The organism is Cloacibacterium sp. DMC96 (genome assembly GCF_056313765.1).
Map to the genome: position 1 here is coordinate 113582 of NZ_JBQUZQ010000002.1, position 26487 is coordinate 140068.

General features: G+C 32.9%; 24 protein-coding genes. 12 read left to right on the forward strand and 12 right to left on the reverse strand.

Features of this window, described 5'->3' with window-relative positions; all coding sequences use genetic code 11:
• Positions 1-103 precede the first annotated feature (103 nt).
• Positions 104-1159: a fatty acid desaturase gene (locus tag ACT53I_RS09310; RefSeq protein ID WP_476079451.1), complete on the reverse strand. Its 1056-nt coding sequence runs from the start codon at positions 1157-1159 to the stop codon at positions 104-106.
• A gap of 104 nt (positions 1160-1263) precedes the next feature.
• Between ACT53I_RS09310 and ACT53I_RS09315 the strand changes: the two genes are divergently transcribed.
• The gene (locus ACT53I_RS09315; protein WP_476079452.1) at positions 1264-2184 is read left to right on the forward strand and encodes an MBL fold metallo-hydrolase; all 921 of its coding nucleotides are present in this window, start codon (positions 1264-1266) and stop codon (positions 2182-2184) included.
• 210 nt (positions 2185-2394) lie between these two features.
• Here the strand turns inward: ACT53I_RS09315 and ACT53I_RS09320 are convergent, their stop codons facing one another.
• Positions 2395-3273, reverse strand: a complete 879-nt coding sequence (locus ACT53I_RS09320; protein ID WP_476079453.1) for a WG repeat-containing protein — start codon at positions 3271-3273, stop codon at positions 2395-2397.
• A 253-nt stretch (positions 3274-3526) separates the two neighbouring features.
• A complete protein-coding gene (locus ACT53I_RS09325; protein WP_476079454.1) occupies positions 3527-6889 on the reverse strand; it encodes a methylmalonyl-CoA mutase family protein in 3363 nt (1120 codons plus the stop codon).
• Positions 6890-6969: 80 nt separating this feature from the next.
• Here ACT53I_RS09325 and ACT53I_RS09330 point away from each other — a divergent pair, with 80 nt between their 5' ends.
• The 4 genes from ACT53I_RS09330 to rpsB all read left to right on the forward strand — a co-directional run bounded on the left by ACT53I_RS09330 (position 6970) and on the right by rpsB (position 9158).
• The gene (locus tag ACT53I_RS09330; protein WP_476079455.1) at positions 6970-7302 is read left to right on the forward strand and encodes a hypothetical protein; all 333 of its coding nucleotides are present in this window, start codon (positions 6970-6972) and stop codon (positions 7300-7302) included.
• A 123-nt stretch (positions 7303-7425) separates the two neighbouring features.
• Positions 7426-7881, forward strand: coding sequence for a 50S ribosomal protein L13 (rplM, locus tag ACT53I_RS09335; protein WP_069800991.1), 456 nt, complete (start codon positions 7426-7428; stop codon positions 7879-7881).
• Between the two features lie 2 nt (positions 7882-7883).
• Positions 7884-8270, forward strand: coding sequence for a 30S ribosomal protein S9 (rpsI, locus tag ACT53I_RS09340; RefSeq protein WP_069800989.1), 387 nt, complete (start codon positions 7884-7886; stop codon positions 8268-8270).
• Positions 8271-8399: 129 nt separating this feature from the next.
• On the forward strand, positions 8400-9158 hold the full coding sequence (gene rpsB / locus ACT53I_RS09345; protein WP_069800987.1) for a 30S ribosomal protein S2: 759 nt from the start codon (positions 8400-8402) through the stop codon (positions 9156-9158).
• Between the two features lie 68 nt (positions 9159-9226).
• Here the strand turns inward: rpsB and ACT53I_RS09350 are convergent, their stop codons facing one another.
• The 6 genes from ACT53I_RS09350 to ACT53I_RS09375 all read right to left on the reverse strand — a co-directional run bounded on the left by ACT53I_RS09350 (position 9227) and on the right by ACT53I_RS09375 (position 15341).
• Entirely contained in the window at positions 9227-9751 is a 525-nt protein-coding gene (locus ACT53I_RS09350) for a DUF6759 domain-containing protein (protein WP_476079456.1), read from the reverse strand.
• Positions 9752-9774: 23 nt separating this feature from the next.
• Positions 9775-10449 carry a tRNA (guanosine(46)-N7)-methyltransferase TrmB gene (trmB, locus tag ACT53I_RS09355; protein ID WP_476079457.1) on the reverse strand — a complete coding sequence of 225 codons (675 nt, stop codon included), beginning with the start codon at positions 10447-10449 and terminating at the stop codon, positions 9775-9777.
• Positions 10450-10576: 127 nt separating this feature from the next.
• Complete coding sequence (locus ACT53I_RS09360) at positions 10577-11368, reverse strand: hypothetical protein (protein WP_476079458.1); 792 nt, start codon at positions 11366-11368, stop codon at positions 10577-10579.
• 195 nt (positions 11369-11563) lie between these two features.
• Positions 11564-13042 (reverse strand): BamA/TamA family outer membrane protein, encoded by a 1479-nt coding sequence (locus ACT53I_RS09365; protein ID WP_476079459.1) that lies wholly within the window; start codon positions 13040-13042, stop codon positions 11564-11566.
• A gap of 224 nt (positions 13043-13266) precedes the next feature.
• Positions 13267-14055 carry an SDR family NAD(P)-dependent oxidoreductase gene (locus ACT53I_RS09370; RefSeq protein ID WP_476079460.1) on the reverse strand — a complete coding sequence of 263 codons (789 nt, stop codon included), beginning with the start codon at positions 14053-14055 and terminating at the stop codon, positions 13267-13269.
• A gap of 29 nt (positions 14056-14084) precedes the next feature.
• Entirely contained in the window at positions 14085-15341 is a 1257-nt protein-coding gene (locus ACT53I_RS09375) for a 3-phosphoshikimate 1-carboxyvinyltransferase (protein WP_476079461.1), read from the reverse strand.
• Between the two features lie 96 nt (positions 15342-15437).
• On the opposite strand from ACT53I_RS09375, the gene ACT53I_RS09380 reads away from it, so the two are divergent.
• Positions 15438-15731: a GNAT family N-acetyltransferase gene (locus ACT53I_RS09380; RefSeq protein WP_476079462.1), complete on the forward strand. Its 294-nt coding sequence runs from the start codon at positions 15438-15440 to the stop codon at positions 15729-15731.
• A gap of 31 nt (positions 15732-15762) precedes the next feature.
• Here ACT53I_RS09380 and ACT53I_RS09385 read toward each other — a convergent pair whose 3' ends face one another.
• The 3 genes from ACT53I_RS09385 to smpB form a co-directional block, all read right to left on the reverse strand.
• Positions 15763-16503 carry a YebC/PmpR family DNA-binding transcriptional regulator gene (locus ACT53I_RS09385; RefSeq protein WP_476079463.1) on the reverse strand — a complete coding sequence of 247 codons (741 nt, stop codon included), beginning with the start codon at positions 16501-16503 and terminating at the stop codon, positions 15763-15765.
• Between the two features lie 93 nt (positions 16504-16596).
• Positions 16597-18030: an OmpA family protein gene (locus ACT53I_RS09390; RefSeq protein ID WP_476079464.1), complete on the reverse strand. Its 1434-nt coding sequence runs from the start codon at positions 18028-18030 to the stop codon at positions 16597-16599.
• A 67-nt stretch (positions 18031-18097) separates the two neighbouring features.
• Positions 18098-18556, reverse strand: a complete 459-nt coding sequence (smpB, locus tag ACT53I_RS09395; RefSeq protein ID WP_069800967.1) for an SsrA-binding protein SmpB — start codon at positions 18554-18556, stop codon at positions 18098-18100.
• A gap of 373 nt (positions 18557-18929) precedes the next feature.
• Between smpB and ACT53I_RS09400 the strand changes: the two genes are divergently transcribed.
• From ACT53I_RS09400 to ACT53I_RS09425, 6 genes are all read left to right on the forward strand, one after another.
• The gene (locus ACT53I_RS09400) at positions 18930-20555 is read left to right on the forward strand and encodes an ABC-F family ATP-binding cassette domain-containing protein (RefSeq protein ID WP_424305212.1); all 1626 of its coding nucleotides are present in this window, start codon (positions 18930-18932) and stop codon (positions 20553-20555) included.
• A gap of 123 nt (positions 20556-20678) precedes the next feature.
• Positions 20679-22388, forward strand: a complete 1710-nt coding sequence (recJ, locus tag ACT53I_RS09405) for a single-stranded-DNA-specific exonuclease RecJ (protein ID WP_476079465.1) — start codon at positions 20679-20681, stop codon at positions 22386-22388.
• Positions 22389-22444: 56 nt separating this feature from the next.
• Positions 22445-23029, forward strand: coding sequence for a nicotinate (nicotinamide) nucleotide adenylyltransferase (nadD, locus tag ACT53I_RS09410; RefSeq protein ID WP_476079466.1), 585 nt, complete (start codon positions 22445-22447; stop codon positions 23027-23029).
• A gap of 87 nt (positions 23030-23116) precedes the next feature.
• The gene (locus ACT53I_RS09415) at positions 23117-23491 is read left to right on the forward strand and encodes a hypothetical protein (protein WP_476079467.1); all 375 of its coding nucleotides are present in this window, start codon (positions 23117-23119) and stop codon (positions 23489-23491) included.
• A 48-nt stretch (positions 23492-23539) separates the two neighbouring features.
• Complete coding sequence (locus ACT53I_RS09420; protein WP_213189969.1) at positions 23540-23881, forward strand: DUF3817 domain-containing protein; 342 nt, start codon at positions 23540-23542, stop codon at positions 23879-23881.
• A gap of 423 nt (positions 23882-24304) precedes the next feature.
• Positions 24305-26482 carry an outer membrane beta-barrel family protein gene (locus ACT53I_RS09425; RefSeq protein WP_476079468.1) on the forward strand — a complete coding sequence of 726 codons (2178 nt, stop codon included), beginning with the start codon at positions 24305-24307 and terminating at the stop codon, positions 26480-26482.
• Positions 26483-26487: the final 5 nt, after the last annotated feature.

Sequence of the window (26487 nt, forward strand, 5' to 3'; positions counted from 1 at the left end):
TTGTCTTTTCAAAGATACAAAATCTTTTGTAGGGCTTTTCTTTAACCTCAACAAAAAACCTCCAAGAAAATCTTGAAGGTTTGAAATATCATGTGAAATAATTTTAAGCTTTTACAGGAATGGTTTTCAGTTGTCTGAAGGTAATCATTCTGTAATTTTCTTCGTCCCAAAGTGTATAAAAAGCATATTTTACACTGCTTAATAACGTTATAGTCGTCACATATTTTTGGAAAATAGGATTCTCCTTGCTGCACTTTTCTAATTTATAGAAAGGAACTTTCGGAGCCAAATGATGAATGTGATGATACCCTATATTTCCTGTGAAAAAGTTGAAAATTTTTGGCAATTTATAATAAGAACTTCCTTTAATTGCTGCTAAAAGATATTGCCAATCTTCTTTCCATGCTTTGTAATTTGGGTCGTGCTGATGTTGCATGTAAAAAAACCAAATCGCTGTAAACGCAAACGTGATAAGGATAGGAATATATAAAAGTGCTAATTTTTTGAATCCTTCGATAAGGTCAAAAGTCGGCAAACTTAAAATCACTCCTAAAATGACAAAAAATCCTAATAAGTATAAATTGGTTCTCAACAGCGTTAAACGCTCTTTTTCCCAACCTTTAAATTTGATAAAAGGAATTCTATTGTGAATAAAAATATAGTAAATCGGCCCAAATACAAACATCACGGGAACCGAACGATAAATTCTGTATTTAATCTTTCCCCAATTAGAAAGTTCGTTGTATTCTCTCACCGTCAACAAGGTAACATCTCCGATGGTTCTGGTATCTAATTGACCTTGGTGTGCGTGATGATGATTATGAGAACGTGCCCAATATTTGTATGGAATACACGTCATCAAACTCATTAGAAATCCTGTTCTATCATTTTTAGTTCTGTCTGGAAAAAAAGATTGATGCCCGCAATCATGCTGAATAATAAAAATTCTGGTTAAAAATAATCCTGCCAAAAAGCAAATTCCTAAAGCGCCCCAAAATTGAAATTCATAAACTATAGCTGCTGCTATAAAAAGCAAACCGAAAGGTAAAACCGTTTTCCAAACCTCTTTTCTTGCTAATTTTACTTCTGGTGTAGCATAAGGTTTGATGAGTTCCTTCCAGTTTTTTAAGTCGTTAATAATGTTTTGTTCTCCTCTCATTTAATTATTATGTTAAAAAGACAAAGATATTATTCTACGAATAAAAATTATAAATTTTAAGACTATTTAACGTATAAATAATTAAATTCGTCAAAAATAATATCATGAATCGCAAAGAATTTCTTACCACTTCTCTTGGCGCAACTTTAGGCGTTGCTATTTTGCCTCAATTATGGTCTTGTTCTTCTCAGAGAGCTATTTTTGAAGTTTTAAAATCTTCAAAAGGGGACATTTCTAAAATCAGAGGAAATGTAAGCAGTTTCACCAATCGTGGCGGAACCGTAGGTTTGTTAGAAACCAAAGATTCATTTGTAGTTATTGATTCTCAATTTCCAGATTTTATCCAACCTTTAATTGACTCTATTTCTCAAGTCAAAGGAAAACCGATTGAGTTTCTTTGCAACACGCATCATCACGGAGATCACACTGCAGGAAATTTTGCCTTTAAAAATTTGACTCAAAAAATTGTGGCACAAAAGAATGTTCCAGAATTGCAGAAAAATGCAGCAGAACTTGCTAAAAATGTAGACAAACAAGTTTACGCCAATATTTTATTTGAAGACCAATATCTTATCAAATCTGGTGGAGAAAGAGTAACCGCTTATCATTTCGGAGCAGGACATACTTTTGGAGACGCGATGTATCATTTCGAAAAAGACAATGTGGTTCACATGGGAGATTTAATGTTCATCAACATGATTCCTGTTTATCGCGTAAAAGATGGTTCTAATTTTAGAAGTTGGATTTCTGTTTTAGAAAAAGCTATTTCTACTTTTGATAAAGATACTTTATTTATTTTCGGACATGCTCCAGATAAAAATCTCACTAAAGGAAATCTAGAAAATCTCACCGAAATGAGAAATTTCTTAGAAGCCAGCGCAGATTACATCAAAAAAACTCTCGCAGAAGGAAAAACCACAGAACAACTCACCGAAAATCTAGTGATTCCAAAATTTGAACACCGAAAAGCCATGAACAAAGATTTCACCAAAACCTTTGTAGAAGGAATTGCAAGTCAATTATAACAAAGAAATCTCCAGAAAATTCTGGAGATTTTTATTTTAATGATAATCGGTAGTTGAGCGAAGTCGAAACTACATATTTCTTCTGTATTTTCCACCCACTTCGAAAAGTGCGTTGGTAATTTGTCCGAGAGAGCAATATTTCACCGCTTCCATCATCACTTCGAAGAGGTTTTGTTGATTGTGATTGTAGTTTTCTATAATAGAATTTTATCACTCGTTAGAAACTTTTTTTGCAGTTTCTTTAATAGGAAATATATTTTGTCCGTAATCGAATTTAGGAATTTTTATATTTGTCTGATATTCAAAACCTAATGAATCTAAGATCACATCTTTACCATCTCGTTTTGCTGTAATGTATTTATTTTCTTTATCTAAGTATCTTTCCCAAATTTTCCCTCTACTTAAACCACCTAAATAAGTATAAAGCGCAGGATAAATAACTTTTTCTGTGGTAGCCAAACCATATTTTTGATTCAATTCTAGTTCAAAATAATCATCATTAAATCTTGAAATTCTATCATAAATTGGAGATACAATTTCTTTTCCGTTGTTATTTACAAGCCCAACCTTCCCATCATTCATTACATAAAATATTTTGTCATCAATATCGTCAATTTTTAGAATATTATCATAAATAATTGGAATTATGGATTCTCCTTTTTGATTTAATAGTCCCCATTTTTTGTTTGACTTTACAAGAATATATTTAGATTCAAATATAGATGTGGCATCATAATGAGGTTTAATAATGGTATCATTCTTATGTATAATGCCCCATTTCCCATCTATAGAAAATGGCTTAACATCACTATATCTATTATATTCTGTAAAAACATAATCACTTGTAAAACCATATCCATCACCGAAAATAAATATTGCACCACCACTTTCAACATTTTTTTTCACAAGAATGTTATTATCTTTAGTTAATCCTAATTTTAATTTATCAATATTTGTTTTTTGATATATTAAAGGAATGTTTATATTTTCATTCTCAAAAGAAACCTCAATATATTTTTTGTACTTTTTATATTTGAAATCTTTTGTTTGGTTGTTACCGTATAATAGTTGTAAAGAATCACCTTTCAAAACAAAATTTTAACTTGATTTGCATCCGAAATATCGCCCTTAATATTAAATAACCTCAACAAATGAGCTTGACTTACATCATTATTTTTAGATGAATTATCTAATATTGACTTTGAATAATACGTGCTTTCTATATCTTTTACATTGTTTAGTATCAAAAATTCTTTTTTTTGTCCAAATAACAAAAACGGGCTCAGAAAAAATATTAGAAAAGATTTGTAGTAATTCATAAAATAAGTTTTATTGACTTCGGCTACATGTTTCTTCGGTATTTTCCGCCCACTTCGAAAAGTGCGTTGGTAATTTGTCCGAGTGAACAATATTTTACTGCTTCCATCATCACTTCGAATAAATTTTTCTGATTGATGGCAGCCATTTGAAGTTTCTGCAACCATTCATGAGTTTTATCTTCATTGGATTTCTGGAAGTTCTCTAAATTCTGAATCTGCAATTGCTTTTCTTCTTCAGTAGAACGAATTACTTCTCCTGGTAAAACTGTAGGTGAACCATCTTTCCCAAGGAAAGTATTTACACCAATAATTGGATATTCTCCTGTATGTTTTAGCCATTCATAATGCATCGATTCCTCCTGAATTTTAGAACGCTGATACATGGTTTCCATAGCTCCTAGAACTCCTCCACGTTCTGTAATTCTGTCAAATTCTGCATAAACTGCTTCTTCTACCAAATCCGTCAATTCTTCAATAATGAAAGAACCTTGAAGCGGATTTTCGTTTTTCGCCAAACCTAATTCTTTGTTGATAATCAACTGAATCGCCATTGCTCTACGTACAGATTCTTCAGTTGGCGTGGTAATCGCTTCATCATAAGCATTGGTATGCAACGAGTTACAGTTGTCATAAATTGCATACAACGCTTGAAGCGTGGTTCTGATATCGTTAAAATCAATTTCTTGTGCGTGAAGTGAACGACCAGAAGTTTGAATGTGGTACTTCAACATTTGGCTTCTTTCATCAGCTCCATATTTAAGTTTCATTGCTTTTGCCCAAATTCTTCTCGCTACTCTACCGATTACCGCATATTCTGGATCAATTCCATTAGAGAAGAAGAACGATAAATTCGGAGCAAAATCATTGATATTCATACCTCGGCTCAAATAATATTCCACATACGTGAAACCATTTGCCAATGTAAACGCCAACTGAGAAATTGGATTTGCACCAGCTTCAGCAATGTGATAACCTGAAATAGAAACCGAATAGAAGTTTCTCACTTTATTTTGAATGAAATATTCCTGAACATCTCCCATTAATCTCAGAGCAAATTCCGTAGAGAAAATACAAGTATTCTGCGCTTGGTCTTCTTTCAAAATATCCGCTTGAACTGTTCCACGAACCGTTGCAATAGTTTCTGCTTTTATCTTTTGATATGTTTCATCATCTACAATTTCATCACCTGTTAAACCCAACAATTTAAGACCTAAACCATTATTAGATTCGGGTAAATTACCATTATAAACTGGTCTTTTTAAACCTTTATCATCAAATTTTGCTTTGAGTTTTTCATCAACTTTAGACCAAAGATTGTTTTCTTCGATGTATTTTTCTACGTTTTGGTCGATGGCTGCATTCATGAAAAATGCCAAAATCATTGGAGCAGGGCCATTAATCGTCATCGACACTGAAGTCAATGCATTGATTAAATCAAAACCTGAATATAATTTTTTAGCGTCATCTAAAGTCGCGATAGAAACTCCCGCATTTCCAATTTTTCCGTAAATATCGGGTGGGAATGCAGGATCTTGACCATATAAAGTCACAGAATCAAACGCTGTAGAAAGTCTTTTCGCAGGCATTTCCGCCGAAACATAGTGGAATCTTCTGTTGGTACGTTCTGGACCGCCTTCACCTGCAAACATTCTGGTAGGATCTTCACCTGTTCTTTTGAAAGGATAAATTCCCGAAGTGTAAGGAAACGCACCTGGAACGTTTTCTTGCCCTTTCCAACGGATTAAATCTCCCCAATCTTGGAATTTTGGCAAAGCAATTTTTGGAATTTTAAGATGAGAAAGAGATTCGTATTTGGTTTCTACCTTAATTTCTTTTCCACGAACTAAATAAGAGAAACTATCTTGCTGCATTTCTTCTTTGAAGTGATGCCAACCTTGAAGGAACAACCTGTTTTCCTCCGAAAGTTCTTTTTTGGTTTTTAGGAAAACTTTTTCTAGTTTATCTGTAGTATGTTCATCATCTGTAATCAGTGCTTTCGCACCATCGATAAGGTACATTTTCTTAGCAATTAGCGCTTGCTCCTCAACTTGTTTATCGTAATTTTTATTATTGTCTACGATTTCAGAAAGATAACGAACTCTTTTCGGTGGAATAATGGTAGACTCTTCCGAAACGTTTTGTTCTTCGTATGATTTTAAATCTAATGAAGTGAATTTAGCATTTACTTTTTCAATCAATGCATTATACAAAGCGGTAGTTCCCCAATCGTTAAACTGACTTGCCTTCGTAGAAAAAACTGGCATTTCTTCTAATGGCGTTTCCCACAATTGGTGGTTACGCTGAAACTGTTTTCTCACCGCTTGAATGGCATCTAAAGCTCCTCTTTTGTCAGATTTATTCAATGCAATTAAATCTGCATAATCTAGCATGTCAATTTTTTCTAACTGCGTAGAAGCACCATATTCTGGCGTCATTACATACATAGAAACATCTGCAATTTCAGTAATTTCTGAACCAGATTGACCAATTCCCGAAGTTTCTAAAATGATAATATCTGGACTAGAAATTTTTAAAACATCTAATGCAGAATGAATGTAAGGCGAAACCGAAACATTGTTCTCACGAGTAGCCATAGAACGCATGTAAACTCTAGAATCATTAATAGAATTCATTCTGATTCTATCGCCGAGAAGCGCGCCTCCCGTTTTCTTTTTAGAAGGATCTACAGAAATAATCGCGATTTTCTTATCAGCGTTTGCTCTTAAAAATCTACGCACCAATTCATCTGTTAATGAAGATTTACCTGCACCACCAGTTCCTGTAATTCCGATGATTGGAATATTGAAATGTTTTGCTTTCTCTTTTAATGCTTCAACCAATTCTGGTTTTTCATCTGAGAAGTTTTCTACTGCAGAAATCACTTGAGCGATAGATTTAGCATCTTCAAATTTGATATTTTCAATGTCAGAAACGGTGATATTTTCGCCTGTAGCAAAATCAGATTTCTGAACCAAATCATCAATCATTCCTTGCAATCCCATTTCTCTACCATCATCTGGAGAATAAATTCTGTCGATTCCATACTCCATTAAATCTTTAATTTCTTCGGGAAGAATTACTCCACCACCTCCACCAAAAATTTTGATTTGAGGGGAATTCTTCTCACGAAGTAAATCATAGATGTATTTAAAATATTCATTGTGACCGCCTTGATAAGACGTAAGTGCAATAGCGTTTGCATCTTCTTGAATAGCACAGTTTACTACTTCTTCAGCGGATTTATCATGACCAAGGTGAATAACTTCGCATCCTGTTCCTTGAATCACTCTTCGCATAATGTTAATGGCAGCGTCATGCCCGTCAAAAAGTGAGGCTGCTGTAACTACTCTTACCTTGTTGTTAGGTTGATATTTTTGGGTTTCCATAAATAACTTTTCGATAGGTCTCAAAGATAGAAAAATCCCGAGAATTGAAAAATTAAGTATTTTTGTAAAAATTTTAAAACATGAAGAGAGCTTTATTATACACGATAGCAGGAACCTTAATCAGTTTTTTAATCAATCATTTTTTACTAGAAAGTGGTGGATTATGGCTAGAACTTTTTTACAGTTTTGCTTTCGGATTAGCTTGGGGAATGGCTTTTTATTTAGACAATCCCGTTATTTCTTTGCCGAAAAAACTAGGAATTTCTTTTGGCGCGATGATTTTTTTAGTACTGATTGGCGCTTTCATTTTTGATTTAGAAAAGTCTTTACCTTCTGTTTTTAAGTTTTCTATAGTATTTGTGGGGTATTATTTACTGGCAAGTTTCAGAAACAACAAGTCATTAAGAGATTGAAAATTAATTTTTTAAGGTTAAATTTACGTTTAAATCTTGATAAAGTTTTTCAATTCCAAAAAAAATTAATACCTTTGCACACCTTTTTAGGGGAAAATTATGTTTAATCGTAAACGATAATAAGTGAATACATTAAGTTACAAAACCGTATCAGCTAACAAAGCTACCGCTAAGAAAGAATGGGTTGTGGTAGATGCAGCTGGGCAACCGTTAGGAAGATTAGCTTCTAAAGTTGCAAAGATTTTGAGAGGTAAGCACAAAACGAATTACACTCCACACGTAGACTGTGGTGATAACGTAATCGTTTTGAATGCAGAACAAGTTGCTTTATCTGGCAACAAGTGGGCAGACAAAGAATACATTTGGCATACTGGATATCCAGGTGGTCAAAAATCGTTAACTGCTGAAGAAGTGCACAAAAAAGACAATTGTAAATTGGTAGAAAAATCTGTAAAAGGAATGTTACCAAAAAACAAATTAGGAAGTGTTATCTACAAGAATTTGTATGTATACGCTGGGTCTGAGCATAAGCACGAAGCACAGCAACCAAAAGTTATTAACCTTAACGAAATTAAATAATTATGTCTATAGTTCACAAGATTGGAAGAAGAAAAACTTCTGTAGCTAGAGTTTACGTGAAACCAGGTACTGGTAACATCACTGTAAATGGTAAAGATGCAAAAACTTACTTCTGTACTGACATGTTAGTATATAAAGTAAACCAACCGTTCTTATTAACTGAAACTGTAGGTCAGTACGATGTTACTGTAAACGTTTTCGGTGGTGGAATTACAGGTCAAGCTGAAGCAATTAGACTAGGGATTTCTAGAGCATTATGTGCAATTAATGAAGAAAACAGATTAGCGCTTAAGCCAGCTGGTCTTCTTACTAGAGACGCTAGAATGGTAGAAAGAAAGAAACCAGGTCAGAAAAAAGCAAGAAAGAGATTCCAATTCTCAAAACGTTAATCTTTTTTCTCGGTTTATTTACAAATTATTACAAAAATTGCCCGTTATGTTTAGCACCCAAACTTTACTCCCATCCAACGTAAAGTTGATTGCTTAAAAGCGGAACGTAAACTAACAAAAATTAAAAAAATGGCAAAAGCACAAGTTAAAGACTTATTAGAAGCAGGCGTACACTTTGGTCACATGACTAGAAAGTGGAATCCTAATATGGCTCCATACATTTTTATGGAGAAAAACGGTATTCACATTATCGATTTGCATAAAACTGCAGTGAAATTAGATGAAGCTTGCAACGCTTTAGAAAAAATTACTTCTGCAGGAAAAAAAGTTCTTTTCGTGGCTACTAAAAAACAAGCTAAAGAAGTAGTAGCAAAACATGCATCAGAACTTAACATGCCTTACATCACTGAAAGATGGCCAGGTGGAATGTTAACTAACTTCGTTACAATCAGAAAAGCGGTTAAGAAAATGAACGCTATCGATAAAATGAAGAAAGATGGTACATTCGAAACTTTATCTAAAAAAGAAAGATTACAAGTAGACAGACAAAGAGCTAACTTAGAGAAGAACTTAGGTTCTATCGCTGACATGGTTAGACTTCCTTCTGCTGTATTCGTAGTAGATATCATGAGAGAACACATCGCTGTAACTGAAGCTAAAAAATTAGGTATTCCTGTATTTGGTATCGTAGATACTAACTCAGATCCTAGAAAAGTAGACTTCGTAATTCCAGGAAACGATGATGCTTCTAAATCTATTGACATGATTCTTTCTGTAGTATCAGAATCTATCAAAGAAGGTCAATCTCAAAGAAAAGCTGATAAAGAAAAATCTAAAGAAGGTGAAAAAGTAACTGCTGATGCAGATAAAGACTTTGACGCTGAATAATTTTTCGAAGATCATACAAAAAAAACTCTCAAGAAATTCTTGAGAGTTTTTTTTGTTAATTATTTTTTTTAATCTTCCATTCTTTTAATAGCTACCAAAAGATTTTTATTCAAATCTTTTTGGGTTTCATACTGTAATTCACAAACCTTACCTGTCAATTGATACACCCCTTTTTCTACCATAATTGCATTTTGACCATTTGCAGGAATAGGAATATTATAACTTGTCTTTCCTACCACCTTCAGAACCATATTGCATTCTGACACATTCTTCACCAATAAAAGGCTTAAAGCGTCACTTTCATCACTTCCTAGCATTTCATTCAGCACTTGCGCGGTTAAAGCTTTCTTATTTTTCTCATTTTCAGATTTCATAAGAGCTTCAAAAGCAGCCTCTTCTTCTTTATCAGTTTTAGGTTTAATAACAACCTTCTTAATTTCTGCAGACTCTTGAGTAGATTTATTTTCTAATAAAGAAATCGCTTCTTTTGTAGTCACTTGACTTTTATCTATCGGCTGCTCTTTTTCCATTTTTTCTTGAGCCGAGAAATGTACGACACATAATGCCGTAAATAAAACAATCACTCTTTTCATTTTTATACTTTTTATTTCGATTTTTAGAGCCTAAACTTAATATAAGTAATGGTTTTGCCTTTAGCAGAAAACAATTCCTCATAATAAGTTTTAATTTCCCTTAGATAGAGAGTGTCTGGTTCATATTCTGGTGCTCCATATATATCATGGTGAGCGGTTAGAATTTCGTGGCCATATCCTTGTAAAATTCCCAAAGTATAACCATGCAGAAACTCAGAATCTGTTTTCAAATGAATAATTGCGGAAGGTTTCAGAATTTTTTTGTAGCGATTTAAAAAATCTGGATGGGTGAGTCTATGTTTCCCTCTTCTGTATTTAATCTGAGGGTCTGGAAAGGTAATCCAGATTTCATCAACTTCATTTTCATCAAAAAAACAATCTATCAATTCTATTTGGGTGCGTAAAAAAGCTGCGTTATTTAAACCTTTTTCTACAGCTTCTTTTGCTCCAAACCAAAATCTTGCTCCTTTAATATCTACTCCGATAAAATTTTTCTCAGGAAAAGCCTTTGCCATTCCTACACTATACTCACCTTTCCCACAACCAAGTTCTAAAACAATAGGATTATTGTTTTTAAAAACCCTTTCTCTCCATTTACCTTTAAGTTCAAAATCACCTAAGGCATCCGCTCTACTTGGTTGTATTACATTTGGAAGTTTTCTATTTTCTTCAAACCTTGCTAACTTATTCTTCCCCACAAATATTTCGATTAGGGAGACAAATATATAACTATTTTTATATCAGAAGATAAAAAATATGTTAAAAAGCGATAAAAATCATAATGATAAATGTTTTATATTAAAAATTTCAACTAACAACTATTAGTTAGTTAAAAATTTCTTGAAGATGAGAGTTTCGTAATCTCTTTTGATAAATAGGCAAATATTTCTCTATAGAAACCTTTATTGCCTCATAATTAGCCACATCTAAGTAAATTTTCAAATTATCAGAAGTATATACAAATTGCAGAAAATTATCAACTAAATGCACGGGAACCTTTAATCTGGTAAAATAATCATCACCCAAATAAGCTTTAATATTTTTAATGCCAATTTGCATTCTTTCATATTCTTGAAGCCTTTGTTTTTTTTTAGCTTGCCCAGAAATTACATCATAAAGACTTTCTAAACCGATACTTAAACCTCCATTCGCTAAGCTTGCAACTGGAGTTATTGGCGGAGTTCCATCGCCTTTTGGAGCTGGTAAACCTATTATTTTCGCTATTTCAAGAGAAGATTTTTTAGAATCTAAAGTGCGAACATCTTTTCTAAGATTTCCCGTAGGTTTAAATCTACTCAAAATCACTTCTTGAATTTCTCTATAAGCCACTTCGAGTTCTATCAAATTTCGAGGATTTTCAAGCAATTGAGGAGTAATTTTGATGTCTTTTCGCTCCGAAACAATTGAGGTAAATCTTATTACATCTCCTACTTTTGCAGGAATTTTAAATTCTCCAGTATAAGAAGTAAGATAAGTTCTTTGTTCATTGAGATTGGTAACATAAATCTGGTTGAGATAGAAAGAAGATTTATCTCGCATAAATAGAGTTCCAGAAAAAGTTTGAGCGCTTATTGTAGTTAAAAACAGCAAACAGCTTAGTGATAAAATTCGCTTCATAAATATGGAGCAAAAATACTTTGTTTTTCGGACTAAATAAAACGTTGATAACTAAAATTATAGTTAAACTTCTATTAAACTTTTTTTTCAAGTGTTAATAATTGTTAGAAGAAACATAAGGACTCTAAAAAATTTTAACATTCTGGGAATTTCGCCTTATTTACAGCGATTTAAAGAAAATTTTTTTAGAGAAATTTAAAACTTACTGATGATTCCCCAATGAATTTTAGTGTCTTGGAATTTAAATGGATTATTAAATTCTTGTCCGTTTGATATTTGAAAAGTCATCAAACCAATCGGTAATAAAAAATTAAAACCAAGTCCGAAACTGTAGAGTTTAGAGGTAGTTTTCAATGAAGAATTTCTCACATTAGCCAATTGCCCAAAAACATCAAAAAACGCTTGATTGCTTACCAAATAACGATATTCTACGCCTCCAAAAGCATAAAAATCTGTAAAAAGAGACTGTTCGTTAAAACCTCGCAATGAATTGTAACCACCAATTCTGAAAAGTTCATTAGTAGTGATTTCTCCATCTGAATCCAACATTGCAGATTCTGCTTTCATATTGAAATAATGATTTCCTTTGAGATGAAAATTACGCTCTGCAAAGAGAAAATAACGGGTTTGTTGAAAAGTTTTATCTAAATTTTGATAAAAAGAACTGAGTAAATCTGCCTCGCCAATAATTTTGGTTTTGTAAACAAAAAGCGGCTCTTCCGAAGTTTCTGTAAATTCGTAAAAAGCTCCAATTCCTTTTTTGCTAAAATCTTGTCCAGAAGTATAAGTATCATCTAAAATAGAAGAAATTTCAAAATTTCCTCTCGCTCCAATTTTTTGCTTGGACGAAAGATGAAAATACAACGCTGGACGAAATTTCACATTGGCAAAAGTGGAATCTTGACGGTAAATATTGATATTGAGATTGGTACCGATGTTAGAACCAAAAAGATATGGAATATCGGTTTGCAAATCGAAGTTTTGTCCGCTCTGTTGGTTTCTTTGCCAGTACAACGAGATGCTTTCGAAACTATTGAAAACGTTTTTTAGGTTAAGATTAATGCTTCCTGTAAAGCTAAATTTCTTTTTATCATTATTTCCAAAACCGATAATTCCGTCAAAATTGTTGGCTTTTTTCTTCTGAAATGTAAGATAAATCTGCGTAGAATCTTTGGTAAAAAGCGTTTGTGGAGTTTTTTCTAGAATCAAAAAAGGATGGTTTTCTAACCGAGAATTGATTTTGAGAAGATTGTCATCATCATACGTTTTTCCTGCAAATTCTTTTTCTAAATTCTTCACAAAGCGTTTCGGAACTTTGGTGAAGCCTTGCAAAACAAAACCATTAATTTTCCTTTTATCTCCTTTGAAAACCGAAATTTCAACTTTCGGAACATCATTTTCAAAGCCTAAAAATTGTGTTTTCACTCGGTTGAATGCAAAACCTTCATTGGTGTATCTTTGGTTGATATTTTGTTTGAGAGAATCTAAATTTTTGGTAAAAATTTCAGGTTTTGATTTTAAAAACAAAGCAGTTTCTGACGAAAATATCACTTTGGCTTCATTGAAATTTTTGCCTTTATCAAAATTGATTTTGGTGATTTTGCCAGCTTTTTCTACGTTTAAAATTTTAGTAAAATAGTAATTGTTTTCCGCCAAAGAATCTAGAAATTTCACTGCAGAAAGTGAGTCTTTTTTTACAAATTCTTTTTTTGTTTGAGCATCTATTAAGATGAATTGTTTCTGTTGGGATTTCAGAAAAAAAGGAAGAAAAATTAGAAATATGTAAAGAGTTTTTTTCACGCAAAGTCGCAAATATGATTACGCAAAGAACGCAAATTTTCATTGAATTAGTATTACCAATCCTTCAAGGATTTAGAATCCTTGAAGGATTAAGTTGGCTAATCCATTTTATTATACTTCTTCATCAGATTTTCATAGGTTTTCTGAGGAAGAATCCATTTGAGAGGAACGCCAATTTTTTGCCCGAACTTCCCGAAATAATAATGTGCTTTCCAAGATTTTTTTTCTAATAATTTTTCGATGTAAAGTGCCACTTCCAAAGGTTCGGTTCCTTCGTCAACGTGAGCATTCATCAAAGAATATACTTTGTCAAAAACATTTTTATACGGTTCTGAAACTTGAGTTTTCACTCTATTTTCTGCGATTTTGGTTTTAATATCTCCCAAATGTAAACTGCAAACTTCTACATTCCATTGATATACTTCGTAACGCATTGCTTCTACCACTTTATCCAGCGCAGATTTCGAAGCCGAATAAAATCCACGAAACGGAAGTCCCATTTCAGAACCTATACTCGAAACGTTAATAATTTTTCCGAATTTTTGTTCCCGCATTTTTGGCATTACCGCGCTCATCATTTGCACTGCCCCAACTAAATTCAGGTTGAATAGCTTCAAAATGTCTTCTTTGGTAGAATTTTCTACAGCGCCTACCATTCCCATTCCTGCATTATTGATGAGCACATCTATTCTACTTTCAGTTTTTAGAATATCTGAAATCGCAGCTTGAACTTGTGTGTTATCTGTTATATCGGTTGGAATCGTAGTAAAATATTGACTTTCCACATTTTTTCGACTTAAGCCAAAAACTTTATGTCCTTTTTCTCCGAAATATTCAGCGAGTGTAAAGCCAATTCCTGTGGAAGTTCCAGTTATTATTATTGTCATCGACTATTCTTTTTTAGTATAAATGGTCATTACGATTTCTCTGTAATTTCAAAAAAATCCGTCCAAAAATCTGGATAAGATTTTTCTACCACGTCTTCGTTTTGTATGTCTAATTCTTTTACCAAAGCAAACGGCGCAAAACTCATCGCCATTCTGTGGTCATTGTAAGTGGCTATATAAATCTCACTCTTCAGTTCAAAAAACTCTAGAGATTTGATGGAGTTTTCGGTAATTTCTGTTCTACAACCTATTTTTTCTAATTCATTTTGAAGTGCAATCAATCTATCTGTTTCTTTCACTTTCAAAGTTCCTAGACCAGAAATTTCAAAAGGTAATTTTAGCGCAACACACGTTACACAAACCGTTTGTGCAATATCTGGACAATCATTCATATCCAAAACAAATTTTTCTGGATATTGAAAATGAGTATCTGGAAGTAATGTAATTTTATTCTCTCCTGCATCAGAAATGGTATTTACTCCAAAAAATTTCAAATAAATTTCCTTCAAAGCAGAATCTCCTTGTAATGAATGAGCATAAAAACTCTTGAGATGCATTTTTTTCTTACCAATTGCCACCAAAGAATAAAAATAAGAAGCAGAACTCCAATCACTTTCTACGGTGTAATGCTTAATCTTAGAAGAGTGATAATGCCTATCTAATTTTTGATTCGATAAAGACGACGCTGCACTTAATATTTTTATAGTATTTCCTTCAAAACGTGTTTCAACTCCAATGTCTTTTAAAATTTTTAAGGTCATTTTGATATAAGAACGAGAGGTAATTTCGCCTTGCAAATCTATTTCTAAACCGTTTTCCAGACTAGCGCCAATTAACAAAAGCGAAGTAATAAACTGTGAAGAAATATTGGCAGGAATTTTTACAAAATTCTTCTCAATTTTCTTTCCTTGAATTTCTAAAGGCGGGAAACCTTCATTTTCCAGATAATTAATTTCCGCGCCTAATTCTCTTAATGCGTCAACCAATGATTTTATGGGTCTTTGCTTCATCCTTTCCGAACCCGTAAGAATGGTTTTTCTTCCTTCTTGAATGGCATAAAATGAGGTCAAAAAACGCATTGCCGTTCCGGCGTGATGAATATCTACCGTTTCAGCATCTTCGTTCAGTGCTTTTTGCAGAAGTTGAGTATCTTGGCTATTTGAAAGGTTTTCTATTTTTAAATCTCCGAATAATTTGCCCAAAATAAGTAATCGATTCGAGATGCTTTTCGAACCTGTAATGGAAATAGTTTTTCCGTCTAAAAGATGTGATTTTGAAATTTTCATAATTTACAGAAATGCTAAATTATAAGGAAATTTAATCAAATGCAATTATATGATGTTCGAATTTTAAAATTTCTTACTTTTATAAAAATTTAGATTATGAATTTAACCTTTGAAAATCATAAAAACGGAAACGGTGGCTTTATTTCTCTTAAAAATGAAAGTGAAGAAATCGGAAGGCTGACTTATACGATTCAGCCAGAGAAAAACACGTTGATTATTTCTTATGTAATGGTTTTTCCAAAATTCGAGGGACAAGGAATGGGGAAAAAACTGGTAGAAAATGGCATAGAATTTTCGAGAGAAAACCAATGGATTATTATCCCACATTGTTCTTATGCTCGTTCTGTAATGCTGAGAATGAAAGATATAGAAGATGTATTTCCTCAATAAAAAAAGCCGCAAAATTTGCGGCTTTTTAATTTTATAGAGAATTCATTAATTCGTCTGTAATTTCCATATTGTGGTAAACGTTTTGCACATCATCATCATCTTCGAAACGATCTAGCATTTTCATATTGGCTTTGAACTGTTCTTCGTTTACTTCTTTGGTGTTATTTGCAATTCTTTGTAACTCCGCGCTTTTAGCTTCTATTCCAAGCTCATCTAATTTATGAGACATAGAACCGAAATCTTCAAATGCTGTGGTAATCATCACTTCTTCTTCATCGCTATCAATATCTTCCGCACCTCCGTCAATCATTTCCATCTCGAAATCTTCCCAATCCATTTTGATTAAAGACTTATCTATGGTGAAAATTCCTTTTCTATCAAAGATGAAAGCCAACTCTCCGTTCTTACCTAAATTCCCATCAAATTTATTGAAAATCGCTCTTACGTTCGCAACTGTTCTAGTAGAGTTATTGGTTGTACACTCTACAAAGAAAGCTACACCACCTTGTCCATACCCTTCATAAGTAACCTCATCATAATGTTCTGCATCTGCACCAGAAGCTTTCTTAATCGCTCTTTCTACATTATCTTTAGGCATATTTGCCCCTTTTGCATTTTGGATACATCTTCTAAGAGCAGGGTTAGAATCTGGATCTGGACCACCAGCTTTTACTGCAATAGCGATATCTTTCCCAATTTTAGAAAATGTTTTGGCCATTTTATCCCAACGAGCCATTTTTGAAGCTTTTCTATATTCGAATGCGCGTCCCATAATTTGATATTTTACGTTTGCAAAAATAAGAAAATTAGCACAAAAAAACACCCTTAAAAATAAGGGTGTTTAAATTTATCTTAAAATAATTGATTATTTTTTAGATTTTTTTGGAGCTGGAAGATCTGATTTTTGGATTGCATCCCAGTCAGCAGCAGAAATAGCTTCTACAACTACTCTTCTGTCTGATAATCTTTCAGCGTCTGATGCAGTTTCAGCTACAGTAGCTTTAGCTTCACCAACACCTCTTGATTTAAGTTGTTCAGGAGCTACACCTCTAGCTTCTAAAGCAGCAACAACAGAAGCAGCTCTTTGTCTAGAAAGTTTTAAGTTGTAAGCATCAGAACCTTTTTTATCTGTTCTACCTTCGATTAAGAATTTACCAGCTGGGAAATCTTTAATATAAGCAGCAGCTTGATCTAATTTTTCTTTAGATTCTGGTCTGATTGTAGCTTTGTTGAAATCAAATAAGATATCGTTTAATGCTTTAGTTACATCATCAGCTACATTAACGTCAGTTCTTGGGCAACCGTTATACTGAGCTAAACCAGCAACTGTAGGACAAGCATCATCTTTATCAAGGATACCGTCACCATCTGTATCTGGCCAAGGGCAACCATTGTTTGCAGCAGGACCTGCTACTGATGGACAAGCATCATCTTTGTCAAGAACACCGTCACCATCTGTATCTGGCCAAGGACAACCGTTATTTTCTACTGGACCAGCAACTTCTGGACAGTTATCATCTTTATCAGCAACTCCATCACCGTCTGTATCAGGACAACCTTGGAATTGAGCTAAACCTGGTACGTCTGGACAAGCATCATCTTTATCTTTAATACCATCTTTATCTTTATCTGTGTTACCAAATCTGAACATTAATGAAGCAGAAGCTTGCCAGAAATTAGCAACGTTTGAAGAGTTTCCTGGAGTAGAAACATAATCACCTTGTAAATTTAAACCAAAGTTTTTAGTTAACCAGAAGTTAGAACCTAAACCAGCAGCAGCTGTAAAGTGATTAGCCTTACCAGTAACATCATCACCGTTGTAAGTTCCTAATACTACATCGTTAGCAAGATCAGTTCTAGGGAATGTAAGACCTGAATAATCGTGTCTTAAATAGTTAGCTCCAACTCTTGCATATGGATCAAACCAAGATTCTTCGTTCCAAAGACCTGCAAATTTAAATTGTAAACCAAGTCCTGTTTGCAAGAAGAACTCTTTAGCCATTGCAAATCTTTTGTTATCAACATTTCCAACTGAAGTTTGCCAGTCAAGAACGAAATACTTGTTAAGGTTTCTTGCAATAGTTAATTTTGATAGTGGAGGTGTAATAGTATAGTTGTTAAGCGTGAAAACTTGATCGAAGTTGTCAAATACTTTGTCAACACCACCGTTAGCAACACCCATGTGATTCACTCCATGTGCACCAACTCCGATAACCCAAGGGTTAGAAGTAGTTTGAGCGAAAGCAGTAGAGGCAAGTGTAAGTGCCAATGCTGAAATTCCTAATTTTAGATTTTTCATAGAATTAAATGATTAAATAATTGATAATGCAAAATAAACACAAAATATCGTTAAAAACAAAGTTTTTTTAGGTTTTCTTTAATATTCTGTCTAAATTTCTTTTATTTTCTCTGTTTTTTATTGTTTCTCTTTTATCAAAAAGTTTCTTTCCTTTTCCTAGTGCTATAAGCATTTTTGCCTTTCCTCTGTCATTAATGTATAGCTTTAATGGTACTATAGTCATTCCTACATCCTTCAACTTTCTTTGAAATTTTTGCAATTCTTTTTTGTGTAATAAGAGTTTACGCTCTCTTTTGATTTTATGATTATAAAAAGTTCCCAATTTATACTCATCAATACTCATATTCACAACGAATAGCTCATTTTCTATAAACTGACAAAAACTCTCTGTAATAGATGCTTTAGAAGAACGAAGCGCTTTAATTTCGGTTCCCGTAAGAACAATTCCTGCTTCTATCTGTTCTAAAATTTCATATTCGAATTTTGCTCGTTTATTTAAAATATTTATGGTTTTTTCTATCTTCATTGTATACTGCAAATGTCTAATTATTGCTAAAATATAAATTTACATAATTTATATTAAAGTTTATAAAATTTTACCATTTTTATTGAATTCTGAAATCTTCATTAAAATGACAAGTGACTTGAAAAACCTTGAAACAAGCACCAAAGCACGTGCCAAATTCAGTTTTCCCACTCATTTTAATTTAATTAAAGAACCAACTTGCTGATATTCATTTATTAAAATTTATTAATTTTTTATAAATCAAATAATTTTAAAGGTCAATTAACCTACCCTAGAAATCTATTTTCCTTTATAATAATTCATTCTTTATCCGAAACTTAGCCTCGAAATACCAAATTCTTTTCTTACTTTTGCGCCAAATTTACGAAACAATATGTTAACAGTATCTAATTTATCACTACAATTCGGGAAGAGAGTTTTATTTGACGAGGTAAATATCATGTTTACCAAGGGAAATTGCTACGGAATCATCGGAGCAAATGGCGCAGGAAAATCTACTTTTCTGAAAATTTTAACAGGAAAACAAGAACCAACTACAGGAAATGTATCACTAGAACCTGGCAAAAGAATGTCTGTTCTAGAACAAGATCACTTTGCTTACGATAATTTTACCGTTTTAGAAACTGTATTAAGAGGAAATAAAAAACTCTTCGAAATCAAAGAAGAAATGGATGCGCTTTATGCTAAAGAGGATTTCTCTGATGCAGACGGAATTAAAGCTGGAGAACTAGGCGTAATCTATGACGAAATGGGAGGCTGGAATGCAGAATCAGATGCGCAAACCATGCTTTCTAACGTGGGAATCAAAGACGAAATGCACTGGCAAATGATGGGAGAGCTTGAAAACAAAGACAAGGTAAAAGTTCTTTTGGCGCAAGCACTTTTCGGAAATCCAGATGTTTTGATTCTAGACGAACCTACCAATGACTTAGATATTGACACCATCGCTTGGTTAGAAGATTTCTTAGCAGATTATGAAAATACAGTAATTGTAGTTTCTCACGACCGTCACTTCTTAGATACCGTTTGTACGCACATTGGTGACTTAGATTATTCTAAATTAAACCTTTATACAGGTAACTACTCTTTCTGGTATCAAGCGTCTCAGTTAGCAACAAGACAACGTCAACAAGCGAATAAAAAAGCTGAGGAAAAGAAAAAAGAATTACAAGATTTCATTGCTCGATTTAGTTCTAACGTTGCTAAAGCAAAACAGGCAACTGCTAGAAAGAAAATGATTGAAAAACTGAATATTGATGATATAAAACCTACTTCTAGACGTTATCCTGCAATTATTTTCGAAATGGAGAGAGAAGCAGGCGACCAAATTCTTGAAGTAAAAGATTTAGAAAAAACCAAAGACGGCGAATTGCTTTTCTCTAACGTAGATATTAAGTTAAAGAAAGGTGACAAAGTAGCTATCATTTCTAAAAACTCTTTGGCAATTTCAGAATTTTTCGAAATTATTTCAGGAAACGCAACCGCAGATAAAGGAGAGTACAATTGGGGAGTTACTACTAACCAATCTTACATGCCTCTTGACAACACTAACTTCTTCCAAGACAAGAGCTTAAATTTAGTAGACTGGTTAAGACAATTTACTAAAAATGACGAAGAAAGACATGAAGAATTTATGCGTGGTTTCCTTGGTAGAATGCTATTCTCAGGAGATGAAGCGCTTAAATCTTGTACTGTACTTTCTGGAGGTGAAAAAATGAGATGTATGTTCTCTAGAATGATGCTCCAAAAAGCAAACGTTTTACTTTTAGACGAACCAACCAACCACTTAGACTTAGAAAGTATCACTACACTGAACAACTCACTGTCTAATTTCAAAGGAAACATTTTATTGGCTTCTCATGACCACGAAATGCTTCAAACGGTTTGTAACAGAATCATAGAACTTACGCCAAAAGGTGTTATCGATAGAGATATGACTTACGACGAATATCTAGAAGACAAAAAAATCAAAGAATTACAACAACAAATGTATTCTTAAGCTGAAAGGCTAATGTAAAAAATAAACCGCTCAAAAATTTTGGGCGGTTTTTTTGTTTTTAAAATAGAACTAATAACAAATGTCTATTAAATTAGCAATTATTTTTTCCCTAACTTTGCATTTATGAGCCAAAAATGGATATATAAACCAGCACCTGATGAAGAAATTGTAGACAGCATTAGTTCTTCAATTGGTTTCGGGACTTTAGAATCAAAAATTTTGGTTCTAAGAGGCATTGATGATTACCAAAAAGCTAGAGAATTCTTCAAACCAAAATTAGAAGACATTCACAGTCCGTTTTTGATGAAAGATATGCAATTGGCAGTAGACAGAATTGCCTCTGCAATAGAAAACGGCGAAAAAATCCTGGTTTACGGCGATTATGATGTAGACGGAACTACTGCAGTTTCGCTCATGTATCTTTATCTTTCTAAAATTGTAGAAAAAAAATATTTAGATTTCTATATTCCAGACCGTTATTCTGAAGGTTATGGAATTTCTGATGAGGGAATTAATTTCGCTAAAGAAAACGGATTCTCACTTATCATCGCATTAGATTGCGGAATTAAAGCATTAGATAAAATAGAATATGCCAGTTCTCTAAGCATTGATTTTATTATTTGCGACCACCATTTACCAGGCGAAGAATTACCAAAAGCTTTTGCCGTTTTAGACCCGAAAAGAACCGATTGCAGATATCCTTACAAAGAACTTTCTGGTTGTGGAGTTGGCTTTAAATTATGTCAAGGTCTTAATACAATTTATAAAATTCCAGAAAACGAACTCTATGAACTTACTGATTTACTCGCTATTTCTATTGCTGCAGATATTGTAGCAATGACTGGCGAAAATAGAGTTTTGGCAAAACTGGGATTAAAAACATTAAGAAAAACCAGAAAATTAGGAATAAGACTTTTGATTCCTGAAGAAAAAATTGCTACGTTTGATATTTCTAACATTGTTTTCGAAATTGCTCCGAAAATCAATGCTGCAGGAAGAATTTCTCATGGAAAAGCCGCGGTAGAATTGATGATTTCAGACAATTTGAAACATGCTCATCAAATTGTAGACGACATCTTAAACCTCAACGACTCCAGACGAGAATTAGACGCCAATACTACTCAATCTGCCTTTAACCAAGTCATCGAAACCCAACAAGAAAATAATTTCACCACTGTAGTTTATCACAATGAGTGGAACAAAGGCGTAATAGGGATTGTAGCTTCTAGACTGACTGAAGTGTACTATAAACCGACTTTGGTTTTCACCGATGGAAACAATGGCGAAATGGTAGCTTCTGCAAGAAGCGTTTCAGATTTTGATGTGCACGAGGCCTTAGAAGCTTGTAGTGAATATTTCTTAAAATTCGGAGGACATCAAGCTGCGGCTGGACTTTCGATGGAAAAAGATAAATTTGAAGCTTTCAAAGAAAAATTTGAAAAAGTAGTGGCCGAAAAAATTCAGGAACACCAAAAATTCCCTTCCATTACGATAGATTCTGTCATTGAAATAGAAGATTTAAACCGTGATTTCTTTAATTTTCATAGAAAATTATCACCTTTTGGCCCACACAATATGAAGCCTGTTTTAGAATTAAGAAACCAAAAAGTTTCTGGTTATGTAAAACAAATGGGTAAAGACGGAAATCACCTAAAATTCTATATTCATCAACCGGTTTCTGGCAGAAATATAGAATGTATTGGCTTTAAATTAGGGCAATATATGGATGATTTCAAAACTAAAAATTTCGACATTGCTTTTACCGTAGAAGAAAATCATTGGAAAGGAAACGTGACCTATTATTTGAACATTCGTGATGTGAAGTTTCATTAGAGATACGAGATACGTGTTGCGAGTAAAAAACTAATCCCTAACTCCTAAACCCTTTAATGAAAAAAATCGGACTATTTTTCGGCTCATTCAATCCCATTCATATTGGGCATTTGATTTTGGGGAACTATATTTTAGAAAATTCGGATATGGATGAGCTTTGGTTTGTGGTTTCTCCGCAAAATCCATTTAAAGATAAAAAATCATTGCTTACAGACCATAATCGTCTTGATATGGTGCAACTTGCATTGAAAAACTATCCTAAAATGCGTGCTTCGAACGTAGAATTTTCTTTACCAAAGCCAAGTTACACGATTGATACGCTTACTTATCTCAAAGAAAAATATCCCAATTATTCTTTTGCGCTGATTATGGGCGAAGACAATCTAGATTCGCTTCCTAAATGGAAAAACTCAGAAAAACTGATGTCTGAATATCAAATCATTGTCTATCCCAGAACTTTTGAAGGCGAGAAAAAAGAAAGTGAATATTTACAACACGAAAACATCAGCATGGTAAATGCACCGATAATAGAACTTTCTGCCACAGAAATTAGAAATATGATTAAAGAAGGGAAAAATGTAAGACCGATGCTTCCACCAGAAGTTTTTGAATATTTAGACGGAAGTAGTTTTTATAAATAAGTTGGATGTTGGGAGATAGATGATAGATGTTTTGTTAGATTATAATTAAACCGTTTTGTTTGTCATTCTGTAGGAATCTAAATTTTTATGAAAGAATATAAAATTTTTCTTGACGATATATTAATTGGAAATACAAATTTTGAATTTGCAGATGCTTCAATGGGAGTTGTTTATGGAAAAGTAAATTTTATTGATATTGAAAATCCTTATCTTTTTATTAAAAATTATTACCTAAAGAATAAAACAAATTTTGAACATGATGACTGTGAAGAGTTTCTAACATCCCAAATTCAACGATTTATAAAAGTTTATAAGGACAATAATGAAGAATTAATTGGTTGGGGAGCATATTTGTCTGGTTTAAAAGATGATTTTCAAATTGATTTTATGGGAATTGAATCTGATTTAATCCTCGCTGAGTTTCCTCATCATGTAAAACAATATTATGGCGAAACTGATTAAATCCTTACATTTGCAACCCATAACTCGAATCACGTAACTCACTACACAATGGAATTCATCGAAAATTTCTTTTTATCTAAGTATTCTCAAGAAAAACTCATCAAATGGTTTAGACAAATTTGTATTGCCGAAGCAATTTCTTGGCTTTTGCTTTTCTCTGCTATGATTTGGATTCGTGAGGACAAGGAAGGAATTTTGCCCATTATTTACATTAGTGTTATGGGGAGTATTCATGGTTTATTTTTCACTTTGTACCTGATTCTAGCCTTTCCTTGTAGAAAAATTTATCAATGGGATGACGAAGATTCTGTATTCGCACTTCTGGCTGCTTTTTTTCCGTTGGCAACGATTTGGATTGACAAAAAACTGGCAAAATTTGAGAGAGAATAAAGATTTGACCTTCAAAATATTATAAAAAGTGGAAAGAAATTTTCACTTTTTTTTTGTTTTTTGATGTAATACTTATTCCATTTCGATTGTCTTATTTCTGAAAGTAATTTATTTACTAAAATTTTTATCACTGAAAATCAACAAGTTAAATCAATTAATAAATTTTATTTACTACTTTGTATTGCATAATACTAAATTAATTATATATCTTTGCAATGTAAATTATTAAACAAAACATACTTCAACTAAATTGAAGAACTTTTAAGAAAAACTTTAACCATTTAAAAACGAATAACCAAACTTGAAAAAGTCGCAGTGAAAAAATCAATAACCACAAAAACTAATCACCACACCAAATCACTCAACTAATAACCCACTGCGACTTTTCTTTTTTTTACAACATTTAAACTTAAAAATTACACCATGAAAAAATTATTATTTACAGCAACAATTCTTACTTCGCTTTTTTCTTATTCACAAGAAGAAAAAACAAAAGACATAGAAGAAGTAAAAATGACCAAAAAGGTTTTTCACAAAAAATCTGATAGAATGGTTTATGATGTAGCCAATTCGCCAGTTGCAAAAGGAAGTAATGCTTTTGAACTTTTAAAAGAAACTCCACTTATTTCTACAAGTGACAATGCCAATCTAAAAATTTTAGGAAAGAATGATGCCATCATCTACATTAATGGTAGAAAAAGCAATATGAGTGCAGAAGCAGTTTTAGAAATGCTGAAAAATACACCATCTGAAAACATTCAGAAAATAGAAGTCATTACCGTTCCATCGTCTGAATTTCAGGTAGAAAGTAATCAAGGAATCATCAACATCGTCATGAAAAAGAAGAAAAACGATGGAATGAGCGGAACTTGGAAGTTGGAAAACAAACAAGGCTATTATAACAATCCAAACACATCGGTTTCACTCAATTATAAAAAAGACAAACTTACTGTAAGCACCAATACTTATGTAGGAAAATGGTCTGAATATAACACCTATATTTTGAGCAACGGAACAGATACTTCTAGTAATTTATCCGTTGGAAATACAATAAATCCTAATGCTTATGTTGGCGGAAATATTAATGCTGATTATGAAATTTCGGATAAACAAATTTTAGGAATTTCTTACAGCTTGAATCTGAATAAAACCAAAGATGGTTCTTCTTATTTTAGAAATATCATCACCGATTTATCAAATAATTCTACAAGAGAAAACATCACCACAAATAACCAAAATGACCATTCTGCAAACCATTCTCTTAACCTGAATTATGAAATAAAAACAGATACTTTAGGAAGCAAACTATCCTTGAATGCAGCGTATCTTAACTTCAATCAAAAGACTGAGAACGTAAACAAAACCAGTGATGTTAATGGAGTAACTTTGGCTAATTTCAACCAATCTATTCCTCAGCAAATTGATAATCTTGGTTTTATGGCAGATTACATTCAGAAATTCAATAAGAATTTAACGCTTTCTGTGGGAGGAAGTTACAACAAAACCAAAACTGACAATGACACTCAATTTGTAAATATTTTGCCACCAACAGGAATTGATGATAACCAATCTAACCATTTTATCTACGATGAAAATATTGTAGGAGTATATGCTACACTAGAAAAAAGCTTCAATGATAAAGTTTCTACCAAATTGGGAACTCGTTTGGAACTGACGAAAAGTGAAGGAAGCGTAATAGACAAAGACGAACATTTTACTAGAGATTACAACAGCTTTTTGCCTTATGCCTCTATAAATTACGCTATTAATAAGAATCATAATGTAACATATTCATTCTCTAGTCGTGTAAGAAGACCTTCTTTCTGGGAACTTAATCCTTCTAGAATTTATCTTACTCAGACCAATTATGTACAGAATAATCCTTTTATGAAAGCGTCTCAGTATTACAATCAAGAACTAAACTATATGTATAAAAACACTTATTTCTTGGTTTTAAATACTAGCCTTGTGAAAGATGCATCAGACCAAATTCCTTTACAAAAAGTAGAAAATGGAAATACCGTTTTGAGATACATTAGAACTAACTTTGGCGACAAACAAGAATTCAGTGCAACTTTAGGATTCCAAAAGAATTTCTATAATGGAATTTGGAGTGCCAATTACACCACAACTTTTGGTCATAATGTGTTCAAAGGAAGCGTAGATACAGATCCAATTACGGGTGAAACTTTCCCAGCGTTTAATCTGAACAAGTCTACGAATTTATTACACATTCAAGCGAATAACAATATCAGACTTTCGAGCAAAAAAGATTTATTCTTGGGTGTAAATTATTTTTATCTAGCACCTCAGCAAATCTCGATTGGTAAACTTTCTACCATTCAATCGCTTGATATTTCTGTAAGAAAAATTTGGAACAATTGGACTTTCTTATTCGAAGCGAATGATGTCCTTAATACAGGTTCAAAATATAACATCACAGATGTACAAAGCAATGGATATTACAATAACGTAAGAAAAAATGAATACAGAAGAATGCTTGCACTTACTGCAACCTATACTTTTGGAAACCAAAAAACTCAAAAAGCCAGAAATATAGAAGGTGCTAATAAAGACATTAAAAACAGAACAGGAAACTAACATAA